At 51.7% G+C, this 26,501-nt stretch carries 26 protein-coding genes; 23 read left to right on the top strand and 3 right to left on the bottom strand.

The genetic code is table 11. The annotated features are described in order from the left end of the window. Nucleotides 1-48 precede the first annotated feature (48 nt). From DXD02_RS05810 to DXD02_RS05905, 22 genes are all read left to right on the top strand, one after another. Nucleotides 49-804, top strand: a complete 756-nt coding sequence (locus tag DXD02_RS05810; protein WP_243106431.1) for a transglycosylase domain-containing protein — start codon at nt 49-51, stop codon at nt 802-804. 22 nt (nt 805-826) lie between these two features. Then, complete coding sequence (locus DXD02_RS15410; protein WP_156327580.1) at nt 827-964, top strand: hypothetical protein; 138 nt, start codon at nt 827-829, stop codon at nt 962-964. Nucleotides 965-1,121: 157 nt separating this feature from the next. Then, entirely contained in the window at nt 1,122-1,694 is a 573-nt protein-coding gene (locus DXD02_RS05815; RefSeq protein WP_118666541.1) for a M48 family metallopeptidase, read from the top strand. A gap of 18 nt (nt 1,695-1,712) precedes the next feature. Continuing rightward, nucleotides 1,713-2,672: a hypothetical protein gene (locus DXD02_RS05820; RefSeq protein WP_118666542.1), complete on the top strand. Its 960-nt coding sequence runs from the start codon at nt 1,713-1,715 to the stop codon at nt 2,670-2,672. 83 nt (nt 2,673-2,755) lie between these two features. Continuing rightward, a complete protein-coding gene (locus DXD02_RS05825) occupies nt 2,756-3,196 on the top strand; it encodes an SseB family protein (protein WP_243002073.1) in 441 nt (146 codons plus the stop codon). Nucleotides 3,197-3,268: 72 nt separating this feature from the next. Then, nucleotides 3,269-4,069, top strand: coding sequence for an MBL fold metallo-hydrolase (locus DXD02_RS05830; protein ID WP_118666543.1), 801 nt, complete (start codon nt 3,269-3,271; stop codon nt 4,067-4,069). Between the two features lie 426 nt (nt 4,070-4,495). Continuing rightward, nucleotides 4,496-7,147, top strand: coding sequence for a valine--tRNA ligase (locus DXD02_RS05835; RefSeq protein WP_055266296.1), 2,652 nt, complete (start codon nt 4,496-4,498; stop codon nt 7,145-7,147). Continuing rightward, the gene (locus DXD02_RS05840) at nt 7,148-9,364 is read left to right on the top strand and encodes an LTA synthase family protein (protein ID WP_118666544.1); all 2,217 of its coding nucleotides are present in this window, start codon (nt 7,148-7,150) and stop codon (nt 9,362-9,364) included. 182 nt (nt 9,365-9,546) lie between these two features. Beyond that, nucleotides 9,547-10,842, top strand: coding sequence for a bifunctional folylpolyglutamate synthase/dihydrofolate synthase (locus DXD02_RS05845; RefSeq protein ID WP_055228045.1), 1,296 nt, complete (start codon nt 9,547-9,549; stop codon nt 10,840-10,842). Between the two features lie 26 nt (nt 10,843-10,868). Next, a complete protein-coding gene (locus DXD02_RS15585; protein WP_022461761.1) occupies nt 10,869-11,042 on the top strand; it encodes a hypothetical protein in 174 nt (57 codons plus the stop codon). A gap of 9 nt (nt 11,043-11,051) precedes the next feature. Then, nucleotides 11,052-12,467, top strand: a complete 1,416-nt coding sequence (locus tag DXD02_RS05850) for a tetratricopeptide repeat protein (RefSeq protein WP_022461762.1) — start codon at nt 11,052-11,054, stop codon at nt 12,465-12,467. Nucleotides 12,468-12,674: 207 nt separating this feature from the next. Continuing rightward, complete coding sequence (locus DXD02_RS05855) at nt 12,675-12,998, top strand: anti-sigma factor antagonist (protein ID WP_022461763.1); 324 nt, start codon at nt 12,675-12,677, stop codon at nt 12,996-12,998. Between the two features lie 38 nt (nt 12,999-13,036). After that, nucleotides 13,037-13,507, top strand: coding sequence for an anti-sigma F factor (spoIIAB, locus tag DXD02_RS05860; protein ID WP_270423031.1), 471 nt, complete (start codon nt 13,037-13,039; stop codon nt 13,505-13,507). A 33-nt stretch (nt 13,508-13,540) separates the two neighbouring features. Next, nucleotides 13,541-14,257 (top strand): SigB/SigF/SigG family RNA polymerase sigma factor, encoded by a 717-nt coding sequence (locus DXD02_RS05865; RefSeq protein ID WP_055220004.1) that lies wholly within the window; start codon nt 13,541-13,543, stop codon nt 14,255-14,257. 193 nt (nt 14,258-14,450) lie between these two features. Next, complete coding sequence (locus DXD02_RS05870) at nt 14,451-15,005, top strand: helix-turn-helix domain-containing protein (protein WP_055228043.1); 555 nt, start codon at nt 14,451-14,453, stop codon at nt 15,003-15,005. 337 nt (nt 15,006-15,342) lie between these two features. Beyond that, nucleotides 15,343-16,560 carry an aspartate aminotransferase family protein gene (locus DXD02_RS05875; protein ID WP_118666545.1) on the top strand — a complete coding sequence of 406 codons (1,218 nt, stop codon included), beginning with the start codon at nt 15,343-15,345 and terminating at the stop codon, nt 16,558-16,560. Between the two features lie 163 nt (nt 16,561-16,723). Continuing rightward, nucleotides 16,724-17,344: a cytidylate kinase-like family protein gene (locus DXD02_RS05880; protein ID WP_118666546.1), complete on the top strand. Its 621-nt coding sequence runs from the start codon at nt 16,724-16,726 to the stop codon at nt 17,342-17,344. Nucleotides 17,345-17,347: 3 nt separating this feature from the next. Further along, nucleotides 17,348-18,871, top strand: a complete 1,524-nt coding sequence (locus DXD02_RS05885) for an APC family permease (RefSeq protein ID WP_118666547.1) — start codon at nt 17,348-17,350, stop codon at nt 18,869-18,871. A 78-nt stretch (nt 18,872-18,949) separates the two neighbouring features. Beyond that, nucleotides 18,950-20,134 (top strand): iron-containing alcohol dehydrogenase family protein, encoded by a 1,185-nt coding sequence (locus DXD02_RS05890; RefSeq protein ID WP_118666548.1) that lies wholly within the window; start codon nt 18,950-18,952, stop codon nt 20,132-20,134. A 187-nt stretch (nt 20,135-20,321) separates the two neighbouring features. Beyond that, nucleotides 20,322-21,266 carry an AAA family ATPase gene (locus DXD02_RS05895; protein WP_055219993.1) on the top strand — a complete coding sequence of 315 codons (945 nt, stop codon included), beginning with the start codon at nt 20,322-20,324 and terminating at the stop codon, nt 21,264-21,266. Between the two features lie 6 nt (nt 21,267-21,272). Next, a complete protein-coding gene (locus tag DXD02_RS05900) occupies nt 21,273-22,403 on the top strand; it encodes a DUF58 domain-containing protein (protein ID WP_022461768.1) in 1,131 nt (376 codons plus the stop codon). Continuing rightward, on the top strand, nt 22,394-23,773 hold the full coding sequence (locus DXD02_RS05905) for a DUF4129 domain-containing protein (protein ID WP_117509837.1): 1,380 nt from the start codon (nt 22,394-22,396) through the stop codon (nt 23,771-23,773). Before DXD02_RS05900 ends, DXD02_RS05905 begins: the two co-directional genes overlap by 10 nt. A gap of 1 nt (nt 23,774) precedes the next feature. On the opposite strand, the gene spoVAC is transcribed toward DXD02_RS05905, so the two are convergent. The 3 genes from spoVAC to DXD02_RS05920 are packed head-to-tail and all read right to left on the bottom strand — an operon-like array spanning nt 23,775 to nt 25,315. Then, on the bottom strand, nt 23,775-24,248 hold the full coding sequence (gene spoVAC, locus DXD02_RS05910; protein ID WP_055219988.1) for a stage V sporulation protein AC: 474 nt from the start codon (nt 24,246-24,248) through the stop codon (nt 23,775-23,777). A gap of 19 nt (nt 24,249-24,267) precedes the next feature. Continuing rightward, entirely contained in the window at nt 24,268-24,690 is a 423-nt protein-coding gene (locus tag DXD02_RS05915; RefSeq protein ID WP_055219986.1) for a stage V sporulation protein AB, read from the bottom strand. Further along, nucleotides 24,647-25,315 carry a stage V sporulation protein AA gene (locus DXD02_RS05920; RefSeq protein WP_117509838.1) on the bottom strand — a complete coding sequence of 223 codons (669 nt, stop codon included), beginning with the start codon at nt 25,313-25,315 and terminating at the stop codon, nt 24,647-24,649. The genes DXD02_RS05915 and DXD02_RS05920 overlap by 44 nt, the downstream gene beginning before the upstream one ends. Before the next feature lie 157 nt (nt 25,316-25,472). On the opposite strand from DXD02_RS05920, the gene spoVAD reads away from it, so the two are divergent. Beyond that, on the top strand, nt 25,473-26,492 hold the full coding sequence (gene spoVAD / locus DXD02_RS05925; RefSeq protein WP_055219982.1) for a stage V sporulation protein AD: 1,020 nt from the start codon (nt 25,473-25,475) through the stop codon (nt 26,490-26,492). Nucleotides 26,493-26,501 lie beyond the last annotated feature (9 nt).

Genomic DNA, 26,501 nt, shown 5'->3' on the forward strand with positions numbered 1-26,501 from the left:
ATATGGTAGGATAGAAAGCAGGAAAGAACAACAAAGGGGTTTGAAACCATGAGAAAAAGAACACGAAAACACCGGGGAACAGCGGGAAAAATGGTTGGAGGTTTTCTGGCATTTTTCTGCCTGATCCTGCTGACGGCCGGAATGTTCTGGGCAATCCAGGGATATGTTTTCTATCAGAAGGCAGTGAAGGAAAAGCCGCTTGCGCAGGCAGTAGAGGAAGCCAGAAGCGGAGCACAGTGGGCTTCTCTTGAACAGGTGCCTGATCTGTACAAAAAAGCGGTGCTTGCTGTTGAGGATCACCGGTATTACACACATCACGGGATAGACTGGATCAGCATGGCGCGGGCCGTTGTACATGATATCCGCGTGATGAAACCGGAGCAGGGAGGCAGTACCATCACACAGCAGCTGGTAAAAAACATGTATTACGATCAGAATAAGACACTTGCCAGGAAAGCGGCAGAGGCGTGGACGGCACTCTATGTGGAACGGCAGCTCTCGAAAGAAGAAATTCTGGAATTGTACATCAATACCATCTATTTCGGGGATGGCTACTATGGACTGAAAGAAGCGTCGCTTGGCTACTTCGGGAAAGAACCGCAGGAGCTGAGCGACAGCGAAGCCGTTCTCCTCGCCGGAATCCCGAATGCACCGTCCGCCTACGCACCGTCGCGCCACGCGGATCTGGCGCTGCAGCGGGAAAAGCAGGTGCTGGCGGCAATGGTAAAATATGGATACCTGGAACAAAGTGAGACGGACAGCCTGCTGTGGGATGCGGCAGCCGATCCGGTTCTGGCACGATAGAAAGAAAAGTGAGGAAAAAAGAATGGGAAAACTGATCAGACTGGGGGCAACAGCGCTGTCTATGATTGGAATTTTGGTGATGATTCTCTGTGTGCAGGCGGCGATTTTATTTGTGAGGCTGTGCATCCGAAGAAAGCAGAAAAAAATTGAGCTGAAATAAGAGAAGGAAAAATGTGAGCAGAATTGCTGGAAGAAAAACGGTGATTCTGCTCGCGTTTTTTTTCTGTGAGCAATCCGATTGCGTTTCCGCCGGGAAAAAGGTATAATGAAAAACAGGCAAAAAAATGGTAAAACAGACAGCTTTTGAGGAAAAATAAATGGAACAGAAAGACAGCGCAGAACGGATTTTAAAACAGATTCCCTATGAGATCGTGTATTCCGCCCGTAAAACGCTCGCCGTCCAGGTCAAAGCGGATGGAAGCGTGGTGGTGCGCGCACCGAAACGGATGGCAAAATACAAAATCGAAGCATTCTTAAAAGAAAAACAGGATTGGATTTACACACACCGGGAAAAAGCGTTGGCGGCCGCAGAGCAGAAAGCAGCGAACCGTCTGACGGAAGCAGAACGAAAAGCGGCGGTTAAACGTGCGGCGCAGATGCTGGCGGAAAAGACGGCACATTTTGCAAAAGAGATGGGCGTAACGTATGGCAGAATCACAATTCGTGAGCAGAAAACCCGCTGGGGCAGCTGCAGCAGCGCCGGAAACCTGAACTACAACTGGAAGCTGGTGCTGATGCCGGAGCACGTGATGGATTACGTCGTTATCCACGAGCTGGCGCACCGGAAAGAGATGAACCATTCCGCGCGGTTTTACGCGGTGGTGGCACAGCAGATGCCCGATTACAAAGTGTGGCAGAGCTGGCTGAAGGAGCATGGAAGAGAGTACTGAAAAAGAGAGGCAAAACAAATGATACTGACCGAAGAAAAAACATATATCATCAATGTGACGGAAGTCGATACCGACGCAGAGCTCGGTTTAAATAAGAAAGATATTATGATCAAATACACGAATCTGGAGCTGCTGCACGCGGTTCTTGCAAGCACGATGCCGTATGGCCGTCTGTCGGCGCGCTACCGCGGAAAACGGAAGGCGGAGCTGCAGTCACGGATTGCGATGGTGGAGAGTGTGCTCGAAACACGCGGCGACCAGCTGGCAAAAGCGGAGCAGATTATGTATCTCGACACGGCGGAGCGCAGTGCAATCTGTCATTATCTCGGCATCATCTACACGCGGCTGATTGCGCAGAAGCTGTACGGAATTGACTGTATGGTACCGCTGAACCTGATCGAGCAGCCGGGGGAGAAAAAATTTGTAAAATACAACGGTGCATACCGCCAGGATCTGATCGGATACGGAAAGCAGAACGCATGGAGCGTCTGGGAGCCGGTCGGCAGGAGCGAGAACAGCCAGGCGGCCTTTGGAAACGGATGCCGGGCGGCGTCGGAGATCGAGAAGATCAATGAAAATCCGCTGGCGAAGAGCGCGGCGTGCATGACGTATTACGAGAGAGGCTATCTGAATGCCGTTGTAAAAGAGCCGGAGCGGACCGGGGACGGGACACTTTGGTTTCCAGAGGAGAATTATTTCAAAGCATATTATCAGCCGCTTTTCGAGCTGTTTGCGGACGAACAGCCGGGTGAGCTGTACGGAAGCAGCGGCGGCTTTGAACTGGAGCTGACTCTGCCGTGGACGGAGGAAGGAAAACGCGGCTTCCGCCATCTGCAGATCGGAACGGATCAGGTGACGATTGCATTGATGCGGGAAGGGAAGTACGATCAGATCTTAAAGCGGATGGAAAACGTTTTGGATTTATCAAAAGAGTGCAGATTCTGCGGGGAAGATGGCATCTGGGTAGGCGCAGAGTAAAGGTCATCGGAAGTGCCGAAGCTGCCGGGGATGATGGTACACAGATTCTGTGTGGGAAAAGCGAAAAAGAAAGGACAAGAGCAATGGCAAAAAAAATGGAAACTCCAAAGGACGAAGGGCTGCAGGGGAATGAAACGATAGAGGAAGCAATTCTGGGACTGCAAAAGGAGCCGACGCCGGAACTGCTGGCACATGTGCTGACGGTAATCCGCCGCAGAATGAAAGAGGGCGGACAGGCGATTCTTTCCGTGGAACCGCCATCCGGCGACGATCAGATCCGGATCGGAACGGTAAAGAGCGCAGACGGAAAAGTCTGGTGGGCCGCGTTTACGAGCTTTGATGAGGAATTAAAGGGGAGCAGCAGCGTGAAATCTACGTTTCTCGTGAGTCTGGAACAGCTGATCCACATGGCATCCGAAACAAAGGAGATCAGCGGTGTGATTTTCAATCCGTGGAACCGCACGATCATGCTGGATCATACGCTGCTTTCGATTATCATCGGGGAAGAGAACGCGGGGCACTGAATTGCCGAAAGGGAAAAAGCAAGCACAGAAAGACTCCGAGGGTACATTATTATTTTAAGGAGGTTTTACATCATGGAAGGTTTTCAGGTAACAGAAATCGGAGAAAAAATTTACTGTATTCTTGACGCGGGAAATTCGTCGTTCTATGTGGTAGAAGGAGAAGAGAAAGCGGCTGTGATTGATACCGGCATCACAGCAGGCGCAAAGATTCTGCCGGTGATAAGGGAGTTGACAGATAAGCCTCTGCTGCTGGTTATCACGCATGCGCACCCGGATCACATGTATCATATCGATGAGTTCAACGAGGTTTACATGTGCCACGACGAAAAGAAGATGGACCCGGAGACGCTCAGCGTACTGACAGCGGGAAAATTAAAACCGTGGGAGGAGATTCATGACATCCGTACCGATTCCGTGATTCCGCTCGGCGGCACAGAGCTGGCCGTCTGTCAGACACCGGGCCATACGCCGGGCAGCGTTGTTGTGCTGGAGACGAAACAGAATTACCTGTTCACCGGAGATGCGATCGGAAGCGGCTGCGGTGTCTGGATGCAGGTGCCGGGCGGAACGAGCCTGGAAGAGTATTACGACGGGCTGGTCGGACTGATGGTGTGGCTTGTGAAGAGGGGCGGCCGCATGAAATTCTTCGGCGGTCATCACACGCAGGTGTTTGAATCGACGGCGCATCCGGTTTACAATCCGCTCAGCCTCGGTGTTCTCGCAGATCTCATCGACCTTGTGGATCAGGTGATCCACGGCGAAAACCTGGGACGGCCAAGCAATGCGAAGCCGTTTTCGAAAGAACAGGTCCGCTACGCGTCGTACGGCCGCGCAGAAATGCAGTACTGTGCATCGCGGATTCACCGAAAATAAGCGCGTGAAATCTTAAAACTTCCATAAGAAGAAAGGTTTTTGCCCGCGGCGGCTTGACAAAATAAAAAAACGCGATTATGATAAATGCAGTTTCTATTCCAACAGAAAAAGAAAAGGTTATGAGGAAGAGGAGTACATGGCAGGCCCCAAAAGAGAGGATGGTTCACCGGCTGAAAGGCTGTCCGGGAAGGTGGTCATGGAAGGTAGCTTCTGAACCGGAGAGCTGAAAAGCACAGAAGATGTGATGATTAGGTTCTCACGCATGAGTCACGTTACAGACTCCGAAACGAGATACAAATTAAGGTGGTACCGCGGAATTTTCGCCCTTTGCATGCATGTTATGTGTATGTGAAGGGCGTTTTTGATTTAAGACAAGCCTCTGCGGGAATAAATACCACAATACACCAAACATAAAAGGAGGATCTCATGAGCAAAGAACTCGCAAAGACCTACGATCCGAAGGGACTCGAGGACAGACTGTATCAGAAATGGCTGGATAAAGGATATTTCCACGCCACTGTAAACCCGAACAAAAAACCGTTTACCATTATGATGCCGCCTCCGAACGTAACCGGACAGCTTCACATGGGCCATGCACTCGACAACACCATGCAGGATATTCTCTGCCGTTTCAAACGGATGGAGGGATATGAAGTCCTCTGGCAGCCGGGAACCGACCATGCGGCGATTGCAACCGAGGTAAAAGTTACCAATATGCTCAAAGAGCAGGGCATCGACAAAGATGAAATCGGACGCGAAAAATTCCTGGAGCACTGCTGGGAGTGGAAGAAAGAGTACGGCGGACGCATCAACAGCCAGTTAAGAAAGATCGGCTCCTCCGCAGACTGGGAGAGAGAACGCTTCACCATGGACGAGGGATGCTCCAAAGCCGTAGAAGAAGTATTCTGCCGTCTGTATGAAAAAGGATGGATCTACAAAGGAAGCCGCATCATCAACTGGTGCCCGGTATGCCAGACTTCCATCTCCGATGCAGAGGTTGAATATCAGGAGCAGGCAGGCCACTTCTGGCACATCAACTACCCGGTAGTTGGAGAAGAAGGCCGCTTCGTAGAAATCGCAACGACCCGTCCGGAGACTCTGCTCGGCGATACTGCCGTAGCTGTCAATCCGGAGGATGAAAGATACACCGATATTGTAGGAAAAATGCTGAAACTGCCGCTGACCGACCGTGAAATCCCGGTTATCGCAGATGCTTACGTAGACAAAGAGTTCGGAACCGGATGCGTTAAAATTACACCGGCACACGACCCGAACGATTTTGAGGTAGGAAAACGCCACAACCTCGAAGAGATCAACATCTTAAACGATGACGGAACCATGAACAACAAGTGCGGCAAATACGCCGGCATGGACCGCTACGAGGCAAGAAAAGCCATGGTAGAGGATCTCGAAAAGCTTGGTCTTCTGGTAAAGGTTCAGGATCACGTTCATAACGTAGGAACTCACGACAGATGTAAGACAACCGTAGAGCCGATGATCAAACCGCAGTGGTTTGTAAAAATGGCAGATATGGCAAAAGCTGCCAGCGAAGCAGAGAAGAACGGCGAAGTAAACTTCATCCCGGACCGCTTCAGCAAAATTTATCAGAACTGGCTGAATAACATCCATGACTGGTGTATTTCCCGTCAGCTCTGGTGGGGCCACCGCATCCCGGCTTACACCTGTGATGACTGCGGCGAGATCACCGTTGTAAGAGGCGGAATGCCGGAAAAATGCCCGAAATGCGGCAGCACCCATCTCACCCAGGACCCGGATACCCTGGACACCTGGTTCAGTTCTGCTCTGTGGCCGTTCTCCACGTTAGGATGGCCGGAGAAAACACCGGAATTTGATTATTTCTATCCGACCGACGTACTCGTAACCGGATACGACATCATCTTCTTCTGGGTTATCCGTATGGTATTCTCCGCACTGGAGCAGACCAAACAGGTTCCGTTCCACCACGTACTGATCCACGGACTCGTTCGTGATTCCCAGGGACGCAAGATGAGTAAATCCCTCGGAAACGGTATCGATCCGCTCGAAGTCATTGACAAATACGGTGCAGATGCTCTCCGTCTGACTTTGATGACCGGTAATGCACCTGGAAACGATATGCGTTTCTACTGGGAGCGTGTAGAAGCCAGCCGTAACTTCGCAAACAAAGTATGGAACGCTTCCAGGTTCATCATGATGAACCTGGAAAAAGCAGAAGTTCCGTCTGAAATGCCAAAAGACAAACTGACACTGGCAGATAAATGGATTCTTTCTAAGGTAAACACGCTGGCAACGGAAGTAACGGACAACATGGACCGCTACGAGCTCGGTATCGCCGTACAGAAGGTTTACGACTTTATCTGGGAGGAGTTCTGCGACTGGTACATCGAGATGGTAAAACCGCGTCTGTACAGCGAGACCGACGAGACGAAGGGCGCTGCACTGTGGACCTTAAAAACCGTTCTTGGCAATGCATTAAAGCTGCTGCATCCGTTTATGCCGTTCATCACAGAGGAAATCTACTGCACACTGAATCCGGACGAGGATTCCATCATGATCGCCGCATGGCCGAAAGAGACCGAAGACTTTGCATACGCAGAGGATGAGGCAGCCGTTGAGATGATGAAAGAGGCGGTAAGAAGCATCCGTGGTGTCCGCACCAGTATGAACGTACCGCCGTCAAAGAAAGCAAGCGTATTCGTTGTAACGGAAGATGCTGCTGTACAGGAAACCTTCAAAAACGGTGCTGTATTCTTCGGAACTCTGGCAGGAGCAAGCGAAGTTCACGTACAGGCAGACAAAGCCGGCATCGCAGACGATGCGGTATCCGCAGTGATCCCGCAGGCAACGATCTACATTCCGTTTGCCGAGCTGGTTGACCTGGAAAAAGAGATCGCCCGCCTTACGAAAGAGGAAGAGCGTCTGACAAAAGAGATCGCACGTTCCAACGGCATGCTTGGCAACCCGAACTTTATCAACAAAGCTCCGGAAGCAAAAGTTCAGGCAGAGAAAGAAAAACTGGCGAACTATCAGCAGATGATGGAGCAGGTTCAGACAAGATTGGAGCAGCTGAAAAAATAAATGAAAAAAGGAAAAAAACTGCATGGAAACAAGGAAACCGTAGTGAAAGTCTGCAACTGGCTCTCTTTGCCGCTGCAGGCCCTGGGATGCTGTATTCTGTATCTGGTGATTGAAGCATTTTCCCGCCATTCGCTGGCATCTGCATGGAGCTACATGGTGGAAAGCCCATGGGTCTTTTTGTACAATGCATTTTTGATCTTCACTACTTTTATGGTAGTTTATCTGTTCCGCAGACGTGTGCTGGTACGGCTGGTGATGAGCTGTTTCTGGCTGCTGCTCGGCATCATTAACGGTGTGATTCTGGCGAACCGCGTCACGCCGTTTACCGGACCGGACTTGCGGAATTTAAGCGACGGCGCAAAGGTCGTGACGAAGTATCTGTCGAAAGGTACCATGATCCTCGTCGTAGCAGCCCTTGTGGCATTATTGGCATTTTTTGTATGGGTCTGGATCAAAGGACCGAAATTTCAGGGGAAAATCCGCTGGTATCTGAATGTGCCGTTGATTGCTCTGGTAATTGTACTCTTTACGGGAGCAACAAATCTGGCGCTTGCAAAGCGTGTGCTTTCCAGCTATTTCGTCAACATCGCATTTGCCTACCAGGATTACGGCTATCCGTACTGTCTGGCAGTCACCCTGTTTGATACGGGAATTTCAGAGCCGAACGGCTATTCCGAACAGCTCGTGAAACAGATTGAGACGAGTGAAGGCGAACAAAAAGAGGATGATACGGTAAAACCGAATATTATCTTTTTGCAGCTGGAGTCCTTTTTCGATCCGGAGCTGGTTAATTTCCTCAACATTTCCGAGGATCCGATCCCGTATTACCGGCAGCTGATGAAGGATTATTCTTCCGGTTATCTCCGCGTGCCGGTGGTGGGAGCCGGAACAGCAAACACAGAGTTTGAAACTATTTCCGGCATGAGCCTCCGGTATTTCGGAGCGGGTGAGTATCCGTACAAATCGGTGCTTTCAGAGGAGACGTGTGAGAGTGCGCCGTATGTTTTAAAGAATCTTGGCTATGCGACCCATGCGATCCACAACAATGAAGCAAACTTCTATTCCAGAAGAAGTGTGTTCTCACGTCTTGGTTTTGATACCTTTACCTCGGAGGAATATATGCCGGATATCTCGGATGTGACGGCAACAGGATGGGTAAAAGACCATATTCTGACAAAAGAGATCATAAAAACGCTCGATGCGACAGACGAACCGGATTATATCTATACGATTTCGGTACAGGGCCACGGTGATTATCCGACAGAGCCGGTGCTTGACGATCCGGAGATTACAGTGACAGGCGCGGAAGACCGGGAAAAAAATAATTACTCCTGGGAATATTATGTAAATCAGATTCATGAGATGGACATATTTGTCAAAGAGCTGACGACAAAGCTTGCGGATTATCCGGAGCCGGTGGTACTTGTGATGTACGGGGACCATCTGCCAACGATGGGACTGAAAGTAGAAGATCTGGAGAACCGCTATCTGTATCAGACCGAATACGTAATCTGGGATAATATGGGACTGAAAAGAAAACAGGAAAACATTGCTTCCTACCAGATTGCAGCAGAGGTTATGAACCGTGTGGGAATTCATGACGGAACCATTTTCCGGTATCATCAGACGAGACGGAATACGAAGAATTATCAGGTGGATCTCGAGGTGCTGCAGTATGATATGCTGTATGGAAAACGGTACGTTTACGGAGAAGACGGAGAGACACCGTATGAGCGTGTGAAGCTGCAGATGGGTGCTCTGCCGGTAACACTGGAACGAATTGAAAAATCCGGAGAAGATACTTGGTATTTTTACGGAGAAAACTTTACGGCATCGAGCCGTGTGGAAGTCAACGAGGAGATACAGGATACCGTTTATGTCAGCCCGTCGATTCTGATGGTGCATAGTCTGACCCTGGAAGACGGTGATCAGATTACAATCGCGCAGCAGAGCAACAGCTCGACGAAGAAGGTGCTGACAAGGACAGAGCCGATGATGTATGAAGAGCCAAAAACGGTATCTACACCGACGCCGATGCCGAACCCGGACAGCACGAAAACAGATGTGACGCAGGAAAATGCCAATACGAGCACTGCGCCGCAGGATGAACTGACGGCAGCGCCGTCCGGTGCGCCGGAGGGCGAAGGCGACAAGATTGAGCCGTCAAAAACAGAAAACAGCGATAAACCGGCCGAAGACGGCGGTCTGCAGAATTAAAAAGAGTGTCCGAAAGATCATACAGTGGGGCGGATTTTGACGTCCCACTGTATCTTTTTACGGGGAAAGTCGAAAAGTCGGGACAAAATTTTGAAAATTGCTATGGACATATCCGGTCACTCGATTATAATGATACTAGGGTTTGAAAGCAGCCCTAAAATACTGAAGAATGGTGAAATAAAGTGAATTATACAGAAGCAGTTGATTATATCGAAACAATACCGAAATTTACGGTGAAGCATCCGCCGGAACATACGAGGGAGCTTCTTTCGCGCCTTGGGAATCCGCAGGAAGGGATCAAAATTATCCATGTGGCGGGCACGAACGGAAAGGGAAGCGTCTGCGCGTACTTGAATGCGATGCTGCTTGCAGGCGGCAAAAAGACAGGACTTTTTACCTCCCCGCACCTTGTACGCATCAACGAGCGGTTCCAGATCAACGGGGAAGATGTGTCGGATGAGCAGTTTCTCGACGCATTTCTCAAAGTGGAAAAAGCAGCCAAAGAATACGAGGCGGAGGGCGAAGGCCATCCGAGCTATTTTGAGACGCTGTTCCTGATGGGAATGCTGATTTTCAAAGAAGCCGGCGTGGAATACCTGGTCATGGAGACCGGCCTTGGCGGACGGCTGGATGCGACAAATGTGGTCGAAAAGCCGCTGGCATGCATCATCACGTCCATCAGCCGCGACCACACCGAGTATCTCGGCGACACCCTCGAGGCGATTGCGGGAGAGAAAGCCGGCATCATCAAAGCCGGTGTCCCGGTAATCTACGACGCCAGCCAGCCAGGTCCGGCTTCTGTCATTGCCGCAAAGGCGAAAGAGATGGGAAGCCCGGCATGGCCGATGGAGCCGTCGTTCTATGAGATGAAAACACAGAGCCGCGAGGGTATCACCTTTACCTTTGCATATCCGGGCGGCGAAAAAGCAGAGCTTGCGATTCCGTATGTGGCAAAATACCAGATGATGAATGCAAGCCTTGCGTTCTACACGATGCATATTCTGCAGGACGTGCACGACATTCCTAAGAACGTGCTTGCGGAAGGCCTTTCGAAGATCAAATGGCCGTGCCGTATGGAAATGGCTGCGCCGGGCGTCATCATCGACGGCGCGCACAACGAGGACGGCATTGCACAGTTTGTCAGCACGGCAGGCTATTTTGCGAAAGAAAACGAGATCACGATTCTGTTCACGGCAGTTGCAGACAAGCACTATCATGAGATGATCGGTGAAATCTGCGAGGGAATTCATCCGTCCCATGTTGTTGCAACGCAGATCGACGGAAGCCGCGTCGTACCGGCGGAAGTGCTTGCAGAGGACTTCAGAAAAGCAGGATGCACGGATGTCTGCGCGGAACCGGAGATCGGGGCAGCGTATGAGAAGGCACTGGGCAAAAAGGGCAGCGGCATGCTGTTCTGCGTGGGTTCTCTGTATCTGGCGGGCGAACTGAAAGCATATCTTGCAAAGCGGAATGGTTAGCGAATACAGGAAGGAATTTTTTGTTTATGTTAAATTACGAAGAAGAACTGAAGAAGTTTAAACCATGTCTCGATGTGGACGAGGTGGAGGATGCGATTTACAGCCGTGATCTGACGGATGTGATCGACATTTTGAAAGAAATGATGAAAAACGACAAGCCGGAACAGGAAAACGAGACAGAAGCGGAAAAGGAAGAGTAAGGTGCCGGAATGAACTGTATGAATTGTAAATCGGTTGTGGACGTCGGAATGGAGATCTGTCCCAACTGTGGTTTTAACCTGAGAGTACAGAGAAAATGTTTTTCTCTTTCGAATATGTACTACAATCTGGGCCTCGACAAGGCAGAGATCCGGGATCTTTCCGGAGCGATCGATATGCTGCGGCGGAGTCTGAAGTTTAACAAATACAATATCCATGCGCGGAACTTGTTAGGCCTTGTCTATTTTGAGACGGGTGAAGCGGTTGCGGCGTTAAGTGAGTGGATCATCAGCAAGAATATTATGCCGGAGAATAATGTGGCGACGGAGTATATTGCGACGCTGCAGGCGGAGCAGGCGAAGCTGGATATGATCAATCAGACGATCAAGAAATACAACAGTGCGCTGAAATGCTGCCGCGAGAACAATGAGGATGTGGCTGCGATCCAGCTGCGCAAGATTCTGAACCAGAATCCGAAGCTGATCAAGGGATATCATCTGCTGGCGCTGATTTATATTCACAAGGGTGAGTATGAGAAAGCGCGGAAGATTCTGAAAAAGGCGGCGAAAATTGACAAGACGAACTCGACGACGCTTCGTTTCCTGAAGGAGGTTGATTTCCAGACGGGTACGCAGACGTCGCTGGAGCCGCGGCGGTTCGGCCGCAGGGAGCGTACGGAGGAGCAGCGCGAGGACGAGCGTGAGCGTGTGGTAAGCGGGGATACGGTGATTATTCCGCCGACGTTCCGCGAGACGTCTACAGCGGCAACGATGCTGAATATCGGTATTGGGCTGGTGCTTGGCGCACTGGTTGTGTGGTTCCTGATCGGGCCTGCGAATACGCAGCGAATTAACCGGCAGGCGGACGAGAAGGTTGTGGAATACAGCGGCAAGATGGCGAGCCAGGAGGCCCAGCTGAACCAGCTCCAGAGCCAGGTGGATTCTCTGAACGAAACGACGGCTTCTGCGCAGCAGCAGATCCAGACGGCACAGGATACGGCGGCTTCCTACGAGAACCTTTTAAAGGCTGTGGAAGCGCAGCAGCAGGGCAACACGAGCAACGCAACAAACGCACTGACCGAGGTCAACCCGGAGGTGCTTTCTGTGGACGCAAAGGCTGTGTATGACACTATTTACAAGAGCATGCAGTCGTCTATGTTCCAGGAGCTTTCGCAGTCGGGTGTGAATGCATTTGACGATGCGAATTACACTGAGGCGATTGATAAGCTTTCGAAGGCTAAGAATATCAACGACAGTGACTATACGGTGCTTAACTATCTGGCGCATGCGTATCGGCTGAGTGGGGATACCGATAATGCGATTTCGGTGTTCCAGGAGATCATCGATAAGTTCCCGGGAACCCAGAAGGCTACTAAGGCCGAGCAGCAGATTGAGGCGCTGGGGGGGACTGTGAAGACGGAGGAATAGTGAGGACGGACGCCCACGGGGCAGAATGCCGCAGGAGATGCGGCGCTGTTTCGTCGGGCTGATACCACTGACTACGCGGAGGGTGCGTGGGACGAAGGGCAAAAAAGTATAAAAGTGAGAAGATAAAACACAAAAGATGAAATTCGCTTTACGGCGAAAAATCTTTTGTGTTTTTTATTTTATGACAGGAAAGAGGGAGGATGGGAAATGGATAATCGTGTTTGGGTGAAGGATGCGGTGATGACGATTCGGCTTCCGGAAGAGGTGGATCATTTTGTGGCTGACCGGCTTCGGGAGGAGGCGGGGGAGATTTTGGTGGAGAGGAATGTGAGGGAGGTGGTGTTTGATTTTCGGAAGACGGTGTTTATGGACAGTTCGGGGATTGGACTGGTGATGGGGAGGTTTCGGGAGATGGAGCTGATTGGCGGGAAGGTGAGAGCGGTGCATGTGGGAGAGCGGATGCGGAGGATTCTGGTGATGTCGGGGGTGACGCGGGTGATTGAGGTGGAAGAGGAGAAGACGTGGAAGTAGGTTTTGGACGGGGAGTGGGCAGAAAGGGGAATGGGATGATGCGAGAAAGGATGAAAACAGAAGAGAAGATGCGGTGGAATACGATGACGCTGGAATTTGAGAGCCGTCCCTGCAATGAGAGTTTTGCGCGGGTGTCTGCGGCGGCGTTTCTGGCGCAGCTGAATCCGACGGTGGAGGAAGTGGCGGATGTCAAGACGGCGATTTCGGAGGCGGTTACGAATGCGATGATTCACGGATACCGGCAGGAAAAAGGGAAAATTCAGATGAAGTGTGTGCTGGATCTGGAGGAGAAGGTGTTTCAGGTGACGGTAAAAGATACCGGCGTCGGGATCGAAAATGTGGAGAAGGCGATGGAGCCGATGTTTACGACCTGCCCGGAGCTGGAGCGGTCGGGGATGGGGTTTTCGTTTATGGAGGCGTTTATGGATGAGCTGGAAGTAAGGTCGCATCCGGGATGGGGGACGGAAGTGGTGATGAAACGGAAAATCGGTGTGCATCCGGAAATGTAAGGGCCGGATCGGAAGTCATAGGAGTCAGAATGCATGGAACATACGCTTGCCCTGATCGAAAAGGCACACGAAGGGGATAAAGCGGCAAGGGATACACTGGCAGAGGAAAATATGGGACTGGTCTGGAGCATGGTGAGGCGGTTTGCAAACCGCGGGGTGGAGATGGAGGATCTGTGCCAGATCGGGAGCATTGGGCTGTTGAAGGCGATTGATAAATTTGATCCTTCGTTTGAAGTCTGTTTTTCGACGTATGCGGTTCCGATGATTGCGGGGGAGATCCGGCGGTTTCTGCGGTCGGAGGGGATGGTGAAGGTGAGCCGCCCGATCCGGGAACTGGCGTGGAAAGCGTATGCGGTGCGTGAGCGGCTGGAGCGGGAGAACGGGCGCGATCCGACGCTGGCGGAGATAGCGGGGGAGCTTGATGTTACCGTGGAGGAAATCGTGGAGGCGATGGAGTCCGGCGCGGAGGTGGAATCGCTGCAGAAGACCATCTATCAGGGGGAAAACCACGATATTTCTCTGATGGACCGCATTCCGGAAAAAGAGAACGGGCAGGAAAAGCTGCTGAACCGGATTTTCTTGGAAGAGCTGTTGGGACGACTGCCCGCGAAGGAGCGGCAGCTCATCTACATGCGCTATTTTCAGGACATGACGCAGGCGCAGATCGCCGGAAAACTGGGGATTTCGCAGGTGCAGGTGTCGCGGATGGAAAAGAAGATTCTGCGGCAGATGCGGATGGAAAAGGTCTGACAAAAATACAAATCCGGCGGAAGGGCGCTTTTCCTGGGAAAGGCAGAGAAAAGCGCCTGAAACCCGGGCGGATAAAGGAAGAAAAGAAAGGCGAAGCGGGGAAAGGCGGCAGAAAGTTTAAAAATATTCACTGGAATATCGGAGGAAGGTGTGCTACAATGAGCGAAATACGAAGAAAGGCAGGTGGAAGAACATGGATTATCTGACAGAAAATGTGGCAGTCAATCTGAAACGGATCCGGCAGTCGAAAGGGATGAGTCTCGACCAGGCCTCAGAGCAGACCGGGGTCAGCAAGAGTATGCTCTCGCAGATCGAAAAGGGAACGGCGAACCCGTCGCTTGGCGTGCTCGGGAAGATTACGAGCGGCCTGCGGATTGAATTTCAGGAGCTGATTGCAACGCCGCTGGTGGATAGTTATCTTGTGACACCGGAGGATCTGGTTCCGACGAAAGAGCTGGAGGGGCAGTACACTGTGTGGACGTGCTTTCCGTATGAAGACACGCGGCTTGTGGAAATCTACCGTATCGACATCGAACCGGGCGGAACGTATGTGAGCGGCGGCCACGGAGAGAAAACAAGAGAGTACCTGGTGGTGACAGACGGCGTGATGACCGTGGAGTGCAATGGAAAAGAGCATGAGATCCACTTGAAGCAGGCATTCCGTTTCGAGACAGACCAGACCCACATCTACCGCAACAGAGGGACGGAGAAGACGAGCTGCATGTGTTTCTTTCTCGACTATCACTAAAAGCCGCAGAATAACAGGCTTTCTTTTTTTGAATGAACTGTTCAATATAATGGACAGAAATCCGCTGGAACATCAGAATAAAAAACAACGGATATGAAAAAAATACGGCGGAAGACGAAAAAGCATTAAAAAAGAATAGAAAAAGCGGGCGTTAAAGAAAAAACAAAAATAAAAAACTTTTTAAAAAAAGTAATTGACAAATATAGGGAGTGGTGCTATTGTATGGTTGTACAAAATAATAAACGAAAAACAAAGCAAAGACGCTTACCAACGAGTAGTCTTTGCTTTTTTGTTTTTTATTTAAAAAATCTTTTCAACGCTATGGGAGGATAACACTATGAGATTAAAAGACACAGGATTAACGGTTCAGGACATCAAAGACAAAGTAAACAAGTACATGATCGAGACCTACGAGCGTTTCGATTTCCTTGCAGAAACCGCAGAGGGGATGTACATGTACGACGAAAACGGAACGCCGTATCTTGACTTTTACGCAGGCATCGCCGTAAACAACGCCGGAAACAGAAACCCGAAAGTTGTTGCTGCAGCAAAAGAGCAGCTCGACGATATCATGCATACCTTCAACTATCCATACACCATCCCGCAGGCACTGCTTGCTGAGAAAGTCTGCGAGACCATCGGCATGGACAAGATTTTCTATCAGAACTCCGGTACCGAGGCGAACGAGGCCATGATCAAAATGGCAAGAAAGTACGGCATCGAGAAATACGGCCCGAACCGTTACCACATCGTAACCGCAAAGATGGGCTTCCATGGAAGAACCTTCGGTGCCATGTCTGCAACCGGTCAGCCGGGCAACGGATGCCAGGTTGGATTCGGACCGATGACCTACGGATTCTCCTACGCACCGTACAATGATCTGCAGGCCTTCAAAGATGCATGTACCGAAAACACCATCGCCATCATGGTTGAGCCGGTACAGGGCGAAGGCGGTGTTCATCCGGCAACGAAAGAGTTCATGCAGGGACTCCGGAAGTTCTGTGATGAGAACGACATGCTGCTTCTGATTGATGAAGTACAGACCGGCTGGTGCAGAACCGGTGCGGTAATGTCTTACATGAACTACGGCATCAAACCGGATATCGTATCCATGGCAAAAGGTCTTGGCGGCGGAATGCCGATTGGCGCAATCTGCGCAACAGCTGAAGTAGCAAAAGCCTTTACCCCGGGATCTCACGGAACTACCTTCGGCGGCCATCCAGTCAGCTGTGCAGCAGCACTGGCAGAAGTCAACGAACTGATCGACCGCGACCTTGCCGGAAATGCAAAGAAAGTCGGTGATTACTTCGCAGAAAAATTAGCAAAACTGCCGCATGTCAAAGAAGTCAGACATCAGGGACTGCTGGTCGGCGTAGAGTTTGATGATACCATCAGCGGCGTAGAAGTCAAACATGGCTGCCTTGACTGCCATCTGCTGATCACCGCCATCGGAGCGCACATCATTCGTCTGATCCCTCCGCTTATCGTAACCGAGGAGGACTGCGACAAGGCAGTTGCTATCATCGAAGAAACCGTAAAAGCTCTGGAAAAATAAAGAATTCTTATAGAAACAAAGAAAATCTCATAGCGTGAAAAGAACAGGACAAGGACGTCAAAAAGCAAAGAACCATGCTTCGCCCCTGTCCTGTTTTTCTTTTCATTCTGTGAATCGGAAACAACAGGTAAAACAGAGAAATTAAATGTGAGAGGAAAACGGTATGGGACATCTGGTTATCACAATCGGCTGCGAGTACGGAGCCAAAGGAAATGCCATCGGCAGGAAAATTGCGGAGGATCTCGGAATTAAGTTCTACGACCGCGATCTGGTGGATCAGATTATTGAAGAAGTCGGAATTCCGAAAGACATCATGAACCGTGTAGAAGAGGGCGGTACGATTGCCGGAAAAGGAGCCGAGGGCGATGTCCGTGGATCCTTCTCCAAATATGCGGACCTGACCGAGCGTGCGATTCATGTACAGAAGCAGATCATCCGGAAACTGGCAGAAAAAGAGGCCTGCGTCATCATCGGACGATCCGCGGATTACATCTTAAAGGACAGCAAAGATATCAAGCTCCTCCGGACTTTTATCTATGCACCGGATGAGATCCGCATTCAGAATATCATGAAGAGCCACAGCCTTTCCGAGAGCGATGCAAAAATTCTGCTGCTCGAGAAGGACAAACGGTATCACAAGCGTCATCTGGCGCTGACCGGCAGCAACCGCGGAGACCGGCACAACCGAGACATTCTGATCAACAGTGCATTCCTTGGTGTGGAGGGCACAGCGGAATATCTCGAGGAACTGATTCAGAAGAAATACGGAAGCGGGGAGGAATAAGCCATGGAACAGAAAAAATCAGAATTTGACAAAGTATTAGGTGCATGGGATATTCTCGTCATCGCTTTCGGAGCCATGATCGGCTGGGGCTGGGTCGTATCCTCAGGAAGCTGGATTCAGAAAGGCGGCGTTGTCGGAGCTTCAATTGCGTTTGCGATCGGCGGTGTCATGATCTTCTTCATCGGACTGACTTACGCAGAACTGACTGCAGCGATGCCGCAGTGCGGCGGCGAGCACGTCTTCAGCTACAAGGCGATGGGCCCGAACGGTTCGTTCATCTGTACCTGGGCGATTATTTTAGGATACGTCAGTGTTACGTGTTTCGAGGCGTGCGCCTTCCCAACCATCATCACATATCTGTGGCCGGGATTCCTGAAAGGCTATATGTACAGCGTGGCAGGATTTGATATCTATGCTTCCTGGGTAGCCGTAGCCGTTATTGTAGCGTTCCTCATCACACTGATCAATGTGCTGGGCGCAAAAACAGCAGCCGTTCTGCAGACGGTCCTTACCTGTATCATCGGCGGCGCTGGTATCCTTCTGATTGTGGCATCCGTGATCAACGGAGATTCCAGCAATCTGCAGGGACAGATGTTCGTCGGCGAGAGCACCGGAACGATGTTCCAGAACATCATCAAAGTTGCTGTTGTTACCCCGTTCTTCTTCATCGGCTTTGACGTTATCCCGCAGGCAGCAGAGGAAATCAACGTTCCGTTAAAGAAAATCGGTAAAATGATGATTCTCTCCGTTGTACTCGCTGTTGTTTTCTATTCCTGTGTTATCCTGGCTGTCGGCTATGTGCTGAACCCGTCCGAAATCCTGAGCTCGGAAGCAGGAACCGGACTTGTCACAGCAGATGCGATGGCGAAAGCGTTCGGTACAGCGGTTATGGCAAAAGTCATCATCGTCGGCGGTATGTGCGGTATCATCACATCCTGGAACTCCTTTATGATCGGCGGTTCCCGTGCCCTGTACTCTATGGCTGAATCCTACATGATTCCGCCGATGTTCGCAAAGCTTCATCCGCAGAACAAAACTCCGATCAACGCCCTGTTCCTGATCGGCGCGCTGACTATGCTGGCTCCGTTTGCAGGACGAGGCATGATGGTGTGGATCTGTGATGCAGGTAACTTTGGATGCTGTCTTGCCTACTGTATGGTATCTCTTTCCTTCCTGATCCTGCGGAAGAAAGAGCCGGATATGCCGCGTCCGTACCGTGTTCCGGCATACAAATTTGTTGGAACGATGGCGGTTCTGATGTCCGGATGCATGGTGCTTGTTTACTGCATTCCTGGTTCCGGCGGAACACTGGTATGGCAGGAGTGGCTGATGGTAGGCGGCTGGAGCCTCCTCGGTGTTGTATTCTTTGCAGTCTGCAAGTTCAAATATAAAGAGAAGTTCGGCAGTCTGATCGAGCTGATCTCCGACGAGGACGCAGCGTCCCTGATGCCGGAGGCAGACGATGCGGAACTCGACGTTGTTATCGATGCAGCGATCGACCGTGTTCTTGCCAAAATGGCTGGCTGAAGCTGAGATAGGATAAAACAAAGCGTGTCGGAAAGAAAAATTTTCGGCACGCTTACTGAAAGAAAGGGGAAAAATAAGATGAATCCATTCGAATTTTCGATTCCACAGAATATTATTGTCGGAGCAGGAACGCTTGCCAAACTGCCGGAGTGTGCCAAGAAGATGGGCGGAACCCATGCGATGATTCTTTCCGGTCCTACCCTGAAAAAAATGGGCATTGTGGACAAAGCAGCGGACAGCCTGAAAGCGGCAGGCATCGCAGCCGATATTTTCACAGATATTGAGGCGAATCCGTCTGTGACGACAGTAGAAAAAGCAACCGAGAGCTATCTTGCTTCCGGCGCAGACTTTCTCGTAGCACTCGGCGGCGGTTCTCCGATGGATGTAGCAAAGGCCGTCGGTGTGACGGCAAAATACGGCGGAAGCATCACGGAATACGAAGGCGCACACAAAGTGCCGGGAAAAATTGTCCCGCTGATTGCCATTCCGACGACTGCGGGAACCGGCTCCGAGGTGACCGCATTTTCCGTGATCACCGACCACAGCAGAGATTACAAGCTGACCGTATTCAGCTATGAACTTCTGCCGGAGTACGCGATTCTCGATCCGGAACTTTTAACTTCCGCTCCGGCATCCGTTGCGGCAGCGTGCGGTATTGATGCCTTTATCCATGCGGAGGAGGCTTATATTTCCACAGCCGCATCTCCGTTCTCCGATGCCATGGCAGAAAAAGCGATGGAATTGATCGGTAAAAATATCCGCCGTTTCGTGGCGCGCAGAACCGATCTCGAAGCCGCAGAGGCGATGCTGACCGGTTCGCTGTTCGCGGGTATTGCATTTTCCTACGCAAGACTTGGAAATGTCCATGCAATGAGTCATCCTGTGAGCGCCTTCTTCGATGTGCCGCACGGCGTGGCAAATGCCGTTCTGCTTCCGGTCATCGCAGAGTACAATGCACTGGCAGACCATGGAAGATATTTGAAGATCTACAACTACATCAGCGAAATCCCGGCATACGCCGATGAATTTGAGCCGATGATGCTGGTCGGCGCGATCCGCGAGCTGACCGCAGCCATCGGAATCCCGGCCAGCCTGACCGATGCGATCCGCCAGGCGGCAAAGGGAAAAGAAGTGACAGCAGAGGAGATCGAGAGCAAAATCGTGCCGATGGCGGTAGATGCGATGAAGAGCGGAAACATCGCCGTCAACCCGAGAGCGTCCCGTCAGCAGGACATCGAGGCGCTGTACCGGAAAGCACTGTAAGAGACAAGCTAATTTATAGAAGAAACCGTAAAGGGCGATGCTGTGAAAAGTATGTACAGCATCGTCCTTTTTCTGCTTGTCTTCCGAAAATATGTGCAGTAAAATAAATTTATCGTGCTGTTCTTACAAAACAGAACAGCGAGGGGTGGATTTTTTTATTAAATCTTACTATTGGAGGAAGCAAAACATGGAAAATAATGTATTGCAGCAATTAAAAGAAAATATCGCAAAGGTCATGATCGGAAACGAGCGCACGATAGAGCTTGTCCTGACCTGCCTTGTTGCCAAAGGTCATATCCTGCTCGAGGATGTCCCGGGAACAGGAAAAACGGTCATGGCGAAATCCCTTGCGAAATCCGTCGAGGCAGAGTTCGGCCGCATCCAGTTCACACCGGACTTACTGCCGTCCGATGTCACCGGTCTCAATTATTTTGATGCCAAAAGCGGAGAGTTCGTCTTTTCGAAAGGCCCTGCCTTCTGCAACATTCTGCTTGCTGATGAGATCAACCGTGCAACGCCGAAGACGCAGAGCAGCCTTCTCGAGTGCATGGCTGAGCGCCAGATCACCGTGGACGGTGTGACACGGCCGCTCGAGGAGCCGTTCCTCGTCATCGCCACGCAGAACCCGCTCGAGACGCTCGGAACCTTCCCGCTGCCGGAGGCGCAGATGGACCGTTTTTTAATGAAACTTTCGATGGAAGCATTAAGCCCGGCGGAAGAGACGCAGATGATCGCCCGTTTCCTGACCGAGGAGCCGCTCGCCGAGCTGTCGTCTGTCTGCCAAAAAGAAGAAATCCGTACCCTGCAGGAGGCGTGTAAAGAAGTCTACCTGCATCCGGAACTGGTACAGTATCTCGTCCGCATCGTACAGGAGACGAGAGTCAACAGCAAAATTGCAAGCGGTGTGAGCCCGCGTGGAACACTCGCATTTTTACGTGCCGTACAGGGCCACGCGCTGGTGCAGGGACGAAACTACGTTGTGCCGGAGGACTTCAAGACCGTGGCTGTTCCGGTACTCGCACACCGTCTCACCATGCAGATCGGCGCAGACGACGGAAGAGCCGCAGAATCGGTGATCGAGGAAATTTTAAACCGCATCGATCTGCCGACCGAAAACTGGTCAGGAAGGTAACGGACTATGCTTCTTTTATTACTATTTGGAATGGCGCTCGCCTGGTTTCTGCAGAAAAAGCTGTACCAGAAAAACTGGCAGAAAAATCTGAAAATCCAGGTCAGCTTCCAGGATTCCGCGATCTATGAGGGCGAGGAGAGTACGTTAAAAGAGGTCGTCGTAAACGACAAACTGCTGCCGATTCCGGCACTCGAGCTTGGCATTTCGATGAGCCGCAATCTGGAATTCGACCGCGAGGCAAAAGCAAACGCAAGTATCACCGACCAGAGCTACAAACGCGATGTCTTTTCGTTCCTGTTTCATCAGCAGGTCACGAGAACACTGCCGTTTCAGGCGAAAAAACGAGGATTCTACGAGATCACCGGTGCGCATGCCGTAGCGTACGATCTTTTTTTCCGGGAGGGTCTTTACAGCGATTACCCGCAGCAGACACAGATGTACGTTTACCCGCGCCAGGTCGATACTGCACGGATTCAGATGATCTGCCGTGCCGTGTCGGGCATGGTTCTGTCACGGAATCGCCTGTACGAGGACCCGTTTGAATTTTCCGGTATCCGCGATTACCGGAAAGAAGACCCGATGAACCGCATCAACTGGAAATCGTCGGCACGGATGGGAGATCTGATGGTCAATCAGTTTGACGCGACGACGAGCGTGGAAGTTACGGTGCTTCTCGATATCGAGGACGCCAACATTCTGCGCGAGGAAGCGCAGGTCGAGGAGAGCATCCGCATCACGTCTTCGCTTGCGGCGCGGATGGTGAAAAACAAGATGAATCTGTGGGTGAAGAGCAATGCGAAAGATGAGGAGACCGGCGAGGAGCTGCGTGTCCATCTGGCAGCGGGCGCCGGAAAAACAGCGGAGCTGAACCGGAAACTGGCGTGCGTGCAGCTTGGGGGCAATCTCACAGGCAGCGCGGAGTTTCTGCACAAAGAGGCGGAAAAAGAGCTCACCGGCCACACCTACGTTGTCGTATCCAAAAACAGAACCGATGAGGTCCGTGAGGCGCTTCATCTGCTCTCCGGTGCGCAGAACCAGGTGCTGTGGGTGATTCCGTATCTGCCGGGCGAAGAAGTTCCGTCGGAGCAGAACCGTGCGTACACCGCAATCGGCTGGGAGGTGAAACCATGGAAATAAAAAAGACACCGGTACAGATCCCGCTGACCTGGCTTCATGTCTGGCTTTTATTCGCCGGCATCTATGGCTTTGCCGCCGGTTTTCTGGGGCTGACGGGAAGGGAGGCGCTGTATTTCTGCGCCATATCCTTATTGCTGCTGATTCCGGCCGCTGCAAGCTGGATTCTGATCCGGAAAACGAAAGCACTCTGGCAGTTTCTGCTTGGCGGAATTGCGGTCTGCGCGGTGACGTATCTGGCAGCGAAATTTTTCTGTTCCCTGTTCAGTGTGCAGGCGGCAGCGGTAATTGAAGCGGCTGCGGCGGCAAACGATGGAAAAAACAAGTTTGAGAACGGTATTTCTCCTGCATTTCTGGAGAGCCTTTCCGGCGTGATGACGGGTCTTATGGCCGCTGTGATTTTCCTGATCCGCGGCTATGTCAGAATCCGCAAAGGCCAGTTAAAGAAAGCAGCGCAGGAACTGCCGGCCGGCTCAATGCCGCTGGCGGATATGGAAGCGTGGGAGATCCCGACGCTCCTCGATGAGCCAAAGCCCCTTCATTTTCTCTGGTTTATGATACAGTATGTGATCGGTGTGCTGATGAAAATGCCGTTCTACTGGCATCTGATCTACTGGTTTTTCTTTGCAGATGTATTCCTGTGCTTCTTCTGCCAGTACCTCGACGGCATGCACGGGTTCATCCGTGACCATCAGAAAATCGCCAATCTCCCGGTGGAGACGATGCAGCGGACGGGAAAACTGATCCTGAAAATTGCAGTACTCCTTCTGGTACTGTTCGTGCTCCCATCGGCGCTCTACGGAAAGGATCCGATTGCGGAGGCGATCGCAGGATATGAGCCGAAAGAGCTGGAAAGCGATCTTACGATCGAAACACCGGAGGCCGAGGCGCCGCAGGGCATGGAGCAGGCCGATCTGTCCGATATGCTGGGGGACAAAGAGTACAAACCGATGCCGCAGTGGATCCAGAATCTTTTTACGGCGGTCATGTATCTTGTGATGGTTGCCGTCGGAATCGCGGTTCTGCGGGCGATTTACCAGAGCGTAAAAAATGCGGGAAAAGCCTTCTCAGAGGATGAGGAGGACGAAGTTCTCTTCCTGCATCAGGGAAACGACGAACGGGAAAATCTGCCGTGGCGGCGGGAAAAGAAAGAGGGCTATCTCTCCCCGAATATGCGTATCCGCCGGAAGTATAAAAAAACGATCAAAAAAGCCGGAAAATACCAGCCGACCGGAGCCGAAACCCCGGCGGAGCTGGAAGAGAGAAACGAGCTTTCCGGCGACGGCATGAGACGGCTGCACGACGGCTATGAAAAAGCCCGTTACAGCCGCGAGGGCTGCACAAAAGAAGAGGCGGAAGCGCTGCGGAACTGATTTAAAACCAGTTCCCGGCAGCAGTCCACAGCCAATAGAGAAAGCCGAGCAGCCAGCTTGCAAAGACACCGTACAGAATGACAGGTCCGGCGATGGTGAAAATTTTCGCACCGATGCCGAAGACCTGTCCTTCTTTTTTATATTCAATCGCAGGAGCTGCAACCGAGTTGGCAAAGCCGGTGATCGGGACGAGCGCACCGCAGCCGGCAAAGGTGACGATTTTCTGATAGATGTTGAGGCCGGTTAAAATCACACTGCTAAGGATCAGAATCAGCGAGCACCAGGAGCCGGCGTCATCTTTGCTGAGTGAGAACTGCGTTTTGCCGATATGGAGCAGAATCTGCCCCACGACACAGATCAGACCGCCGACGATAAAGGCTTTTGCCATATTGCAGAAGAGATTCTGCTTTGGCGTCACCTCTTTGACAAACTGTTCGTATTCTTTTTTTGCCCGTTCATTTTTTAAACTCTGCATCACATCTTACCTCCAGTTCTTATTGAAATCCACTTGCAAAATAATAGAGAGAGCCCGCGATTTTCCCTGCCGCCATGCAGAGAATTACAAACGGCAGTCCGCGCGTCAGTCCGATCCGGCGGCAGAGGATCGAAAACAGGTTGACGACTTCGCCGAGCGCGATGATCCAGCTTCCCAGATAAATGCCCGCAAAAAGCCAGAACACACCGGCCGTCCAGGAGGGCAGGGAAAACGAGAAGGTGCCAAGCGAGAAAAGATCGCCGAACAGCGCCCCGGCCATACAGCAGCATTCGTAAAAACGCAGGCTCTCTGCTGTCTTTGTGATGCCGGCGTACCGTGTCACGATGCCAAGGCCGATCACAAGCGCGACAAGGCCGCTCGCGATGAAAAAGCCAAGGCTAAGACCGGCTGTGATCAGCAGGATCTCTGGCAGGATTCGCATGAAAAGCCTCCTTTCCTTTACCGGAGCGGTCGTTCTGTTCGAGAATGGTCGTATCGATATCATCCTCGTAGACCCGCATTTCCACCTCGAGCGGCGTCGGGTCCTGCGTGAATTTCCGCCGTCCGAAATGGTTGAAATAGAGCACGACGCCAAGGCCGATGCCGATGGAATATGAAATTTCCAGCACCGAAAATCCGGGCGTCATCTGCGGGAGAAAACGGGTGTAAACATCCAAAAACAGCTCGCGGATGCCGATGTCGGTGTGGAAGGTCATAATGGAAAACGCAGTTCCGATAAACGTAAGGATGCCGACCAGAATCGTTTTGCACCAGCTGATCCAGGTGTTTTTCTGACGCGGATCCTCGTACGTTAAAATAAAATTCGGCTCGCCGATGTGGGTGACATCGACGTGCTCCTCGGCCTCCGTGACGAGGCGGACGAGGGTGGAGGCGGAGCAGACGTAGCGTCCGTATCCGTCATCGGGAAGATGCGCCACGCGGCGGACCTGATTGCGGGCAAGGACAGCGCCGTCTGAACAGGAAAGCTGCGCCACATCGCCGAGCGTCACGACGGGACTGGTGATTTTGATATTCCGCTCCGTCTGAAGATACAGCATTTCACTCATGAAAAACATTCCTCTAAAAGTTTCTGAAACAGGATTTTTGTGCTACAGCGTACAGAGTTCCCTAAAACAGGAAAATCATGCGTAAGAATGGAAAAAACGGAAATACTGAAGGTCAGAAATGGTAAGACGCAAAATAAGAAAACGGAGGAATTTGCCGATGAGACAGATGACAGGAAAGCAGAGCATCTCGTTTGCCAAAGCCGTCTATATCGAGGGCAGCGCGGCGATTGTAGGAGAAAAGGAAAAGGATGGACCGCTGGGCGAATACTTTTCGCACACGCTTTCGGACCCGATGTGCGGGCAGGAGAGCTGGGAGGAGGGCGAGAGTGAACTGCAGCTTGCCACCGCGAAGCTGGCAATGCAGAAAGCCAATGTGAGGCCAGAGCAGATCCGCATGATTTTTGCGGGCGATCTTCTGGCACAGTCAATCGCATCATCGTTCGGCCTGGTGGATCTGAACTGCCCGCTCTACGGCCTGTTCGGTGCCTGCTCGACGATGGGAGAGGCGCTTTCGCTTGGCGCGATGGCAGTCGCAGGAGGATACGGTGACCGGGTGCTGGCGGTGACATCGAGCCATTTTGGAACGGCGGAGAAGGAGTTCCGTTTTCCGCTCGCCTACGGAAACCAGCGCCCGCCGTCCGCGAGCTGGACGGTGACGGGAAGCGGCGCGTGTGTGCTTGGGAAAACGAAGAGCAGAGTGAAAATCACGGGCGCTACGACGGGAAAAATCATTGATTACGGGCTGAAAGACAACCAGAACATGGGCGCCTGCATGGCCCCCGCTGCGTGCGATACGATTGCACAGAACCTCGTCGATTTCAACCGGGAACCGGCCGATTACGACCGCATTGTGACGGGAGATCTCGGCGTTGTGGGGCGGGAAATTCTGCTGGAGCTGCTGAAGAAAAAAGGATACGATATCTCGGAACAGCACAGTGACTGCGGCATGCTGATCTTCGATCCGGCAAAACAGGACACCGGTGCGGGCGGAAGCGGCTGCGGCTGTGCGGCATCGGTGCTGGCGGAGTATCTGCTGCCGAAGCTGGAAAACGGAGAGTGGAAGAGGATTCTGTTTGTACCGACTGGTGCGCTGATGTCGAAGGTCAGCTTTCAGGAGGGCAGCAGCGTGCCTGGTATTGCACAGGCGGTTGTAATCGAGAGGGAGGAGGATGTGTAAAATGGGAAC

Origin of the sequence: Blautia sp. TF10-30 (genome assembly GCF_003481245.1) — a bacterium.
GTDB lineage: Bacteria > Bacillota > Clostridia > Lachnospirales > Lachnospiraceae > Fusicatenibacter > Fusicatenibacter saccharivorans.

Excerpts from the sequence above, each read along its gene's own strand:
- DXD02_RS05810 (WP_243106431.1), top strand. The coding sequence starts at position 49 with ATGAGAAAAAGAACACGAAAACACCGGGGAACAGCGGGAAAAATGGTT.
- DXD02_RS15410 (WP_156327580.1), top strand. The coding sequence starts at position 827 with ATGGGAAAACTGATCAGACTGGGGGCAACAGCGCTGTCTATGATTGGA.
- DXD02_RS05815 (WP_118666541.1), top strand. The coding sequence starts at position 1,122 with ATGGAACAGAAAGACAGCGCAGAACGGATTTTAAAACAGATTCCCTAT.
- DXD02_RS05820 (WP_118666542.1), top strand. The coding sequence starts at position 1,713 with ATGATACTGACCGAAGAAAAAACATATATCATCAATGTGACGGAAGTC.
- DXD02_RS05825 (WP_243002073.1), top strand. The coding sequence starts at position 2,756 with ATGGCAAAAAAAATGGAAACTCCAAAGGACGAAGGGCTGCAGGGGAAT.
- DXD02_RS05830 (WP_118666543.1), top strand. The coding sequence starts at position 3,269 with ATGGAAGGTTTTCAGGTAACAGAAATCGGAGAAAAAATTTACTGTATT.
- DXD02_RS05835 (WP_055266296.1), top strand. The coding sequence starts at position 4,496 with ATGAGCAAAGAACTCGCAAAGACCTACGATCCGAAGGGACTCGAGGAC.
- DXD02_RS05840 (WP_118666544.1), top strand. The coding sequence starts at position 7,148 with ATGAAAAAAGGAAAAAAACTGCATGGAAACAAGGAAACCGTAGTGAAA.
- DXD02_RS15585 (WP_022461761.1), top strand. The coding sequence starts at position 10,869 with ATGTTAAATTACGAAGAAGAACTGAAGAAGTTTAAACCATGTCTCGAT.
- DXD02_RS05850 (WP_022461762.1), top strand. The coding sequence starts at position 11,052 with ATGAACTGTATGAATTGTAAATCGGTTGTGGACGTCGGAATGGAGATC.
- DXD02_RS05855 (WP_022461763.1), top strand. The coding sequence starts at position 12,675 with ATGGATAATCGTGTTTGGGTGAAGGATGCGGTGATGACGATTCGGCTT.
- spoIIAB (WP_270423031.1), top strand. The coding sequence starts at position 13,037 with ATGCGAGAAAGGATGAAAACAGAAGAGAAGATGCGGTGGAATACGATG.
- DXD02_RS05865 (WP_055220004.1), top strand. The coding sequence starts at position 13,541 with ATGGAACATACGCTTGCCCTGATCGAAAAGGCACACGAAGGGGATAAA.
- DXD02_RS05870 (WP_055228043.1), top strand. The coding sequence starts at position 14,451 with ATGGATTATCTGACAGAAAATGTGGCAGTCAATCTGAAACGGATCCGG.
- DXD02_RS05875 (WP_118666545.1), top strand. The coding sequence starts at position 15,343 with ATGAGATTAAAAGACACAGGATTAACGGTTCAGGACATCAAAGACAAA.
- DXD02_RS05880 (WP_118666546.1), top strand. The coding sequence starts at position 16,724 with ATGGGACATCTGGTTATCACAATCGGCTGCGAGTACGGAGCCAAAGGA.
- DXD02_RS05885 (WP_118666547.1), top strand. The coding sequence starts at position 17,348 with ATGGAACAGAAAAAATCAGAATTTGACAAAGTATTAGGTGCATGGGAT.
- DXD02_RS05890 (WP_118666548.1), top strand. The coding sequence starts at position 18,950 with ATGAATCCATTCGAATTTTCGATTCCACAGAATATTATTGTCGGAGCA.
- DXD02_RS05895 (WP_055219993.1), top strand. The coding sequence starts at position 20,322 with ATGGAAAATAATGTATTGCAGCAATTAAAAGAAAATATCGCAAAGGTC.
- DXD02_RS05900 (WP_022461768.1), top strand. The coding sequence starts at position 21,273 with ATGCTTCTTTTATTACTATTTGGAATGGCGCTCGCCTGGTTTCTGCAG.
- DXD02_RS05905 (WP_117509837.1), top strand. The coding sequence starts at position 22,394 with ATGGAAATAAAAAAGACACCGGTACAGATCCCGCTGACCTGGCTTCAT.
- spoVAC (WP_055219988.1), bottom strand. The coding sequence starts at position 24,248 with ATGCAGAGTTTAAAAAATGAACGGGCAAAAAAAGAATACGAACAGTTT.
- DXD02_RS05915 (WP_055219986.1), bottom strand. The coding sequence starts at position 24,690 with ATGCGAATCCTGCCAGAGATCCTGCTGATCACAGCCGGTCTTAGCCTT.
- DXD02_RS05920 (WP_117509838.1), bottom strand. The coding sequence starts at position 25,315 with ATGAGTGAAATGCTGTATCTTCAGACGGAGCGGAATATCAAAATCACC.
- spoVAD (WP_055219982.1), top strand. The coding sequence starts at position 25,473 with ATGAGACAGATGACAGGAAAGCAGAGCATCTCGTTTGCCAAAGCCGTC.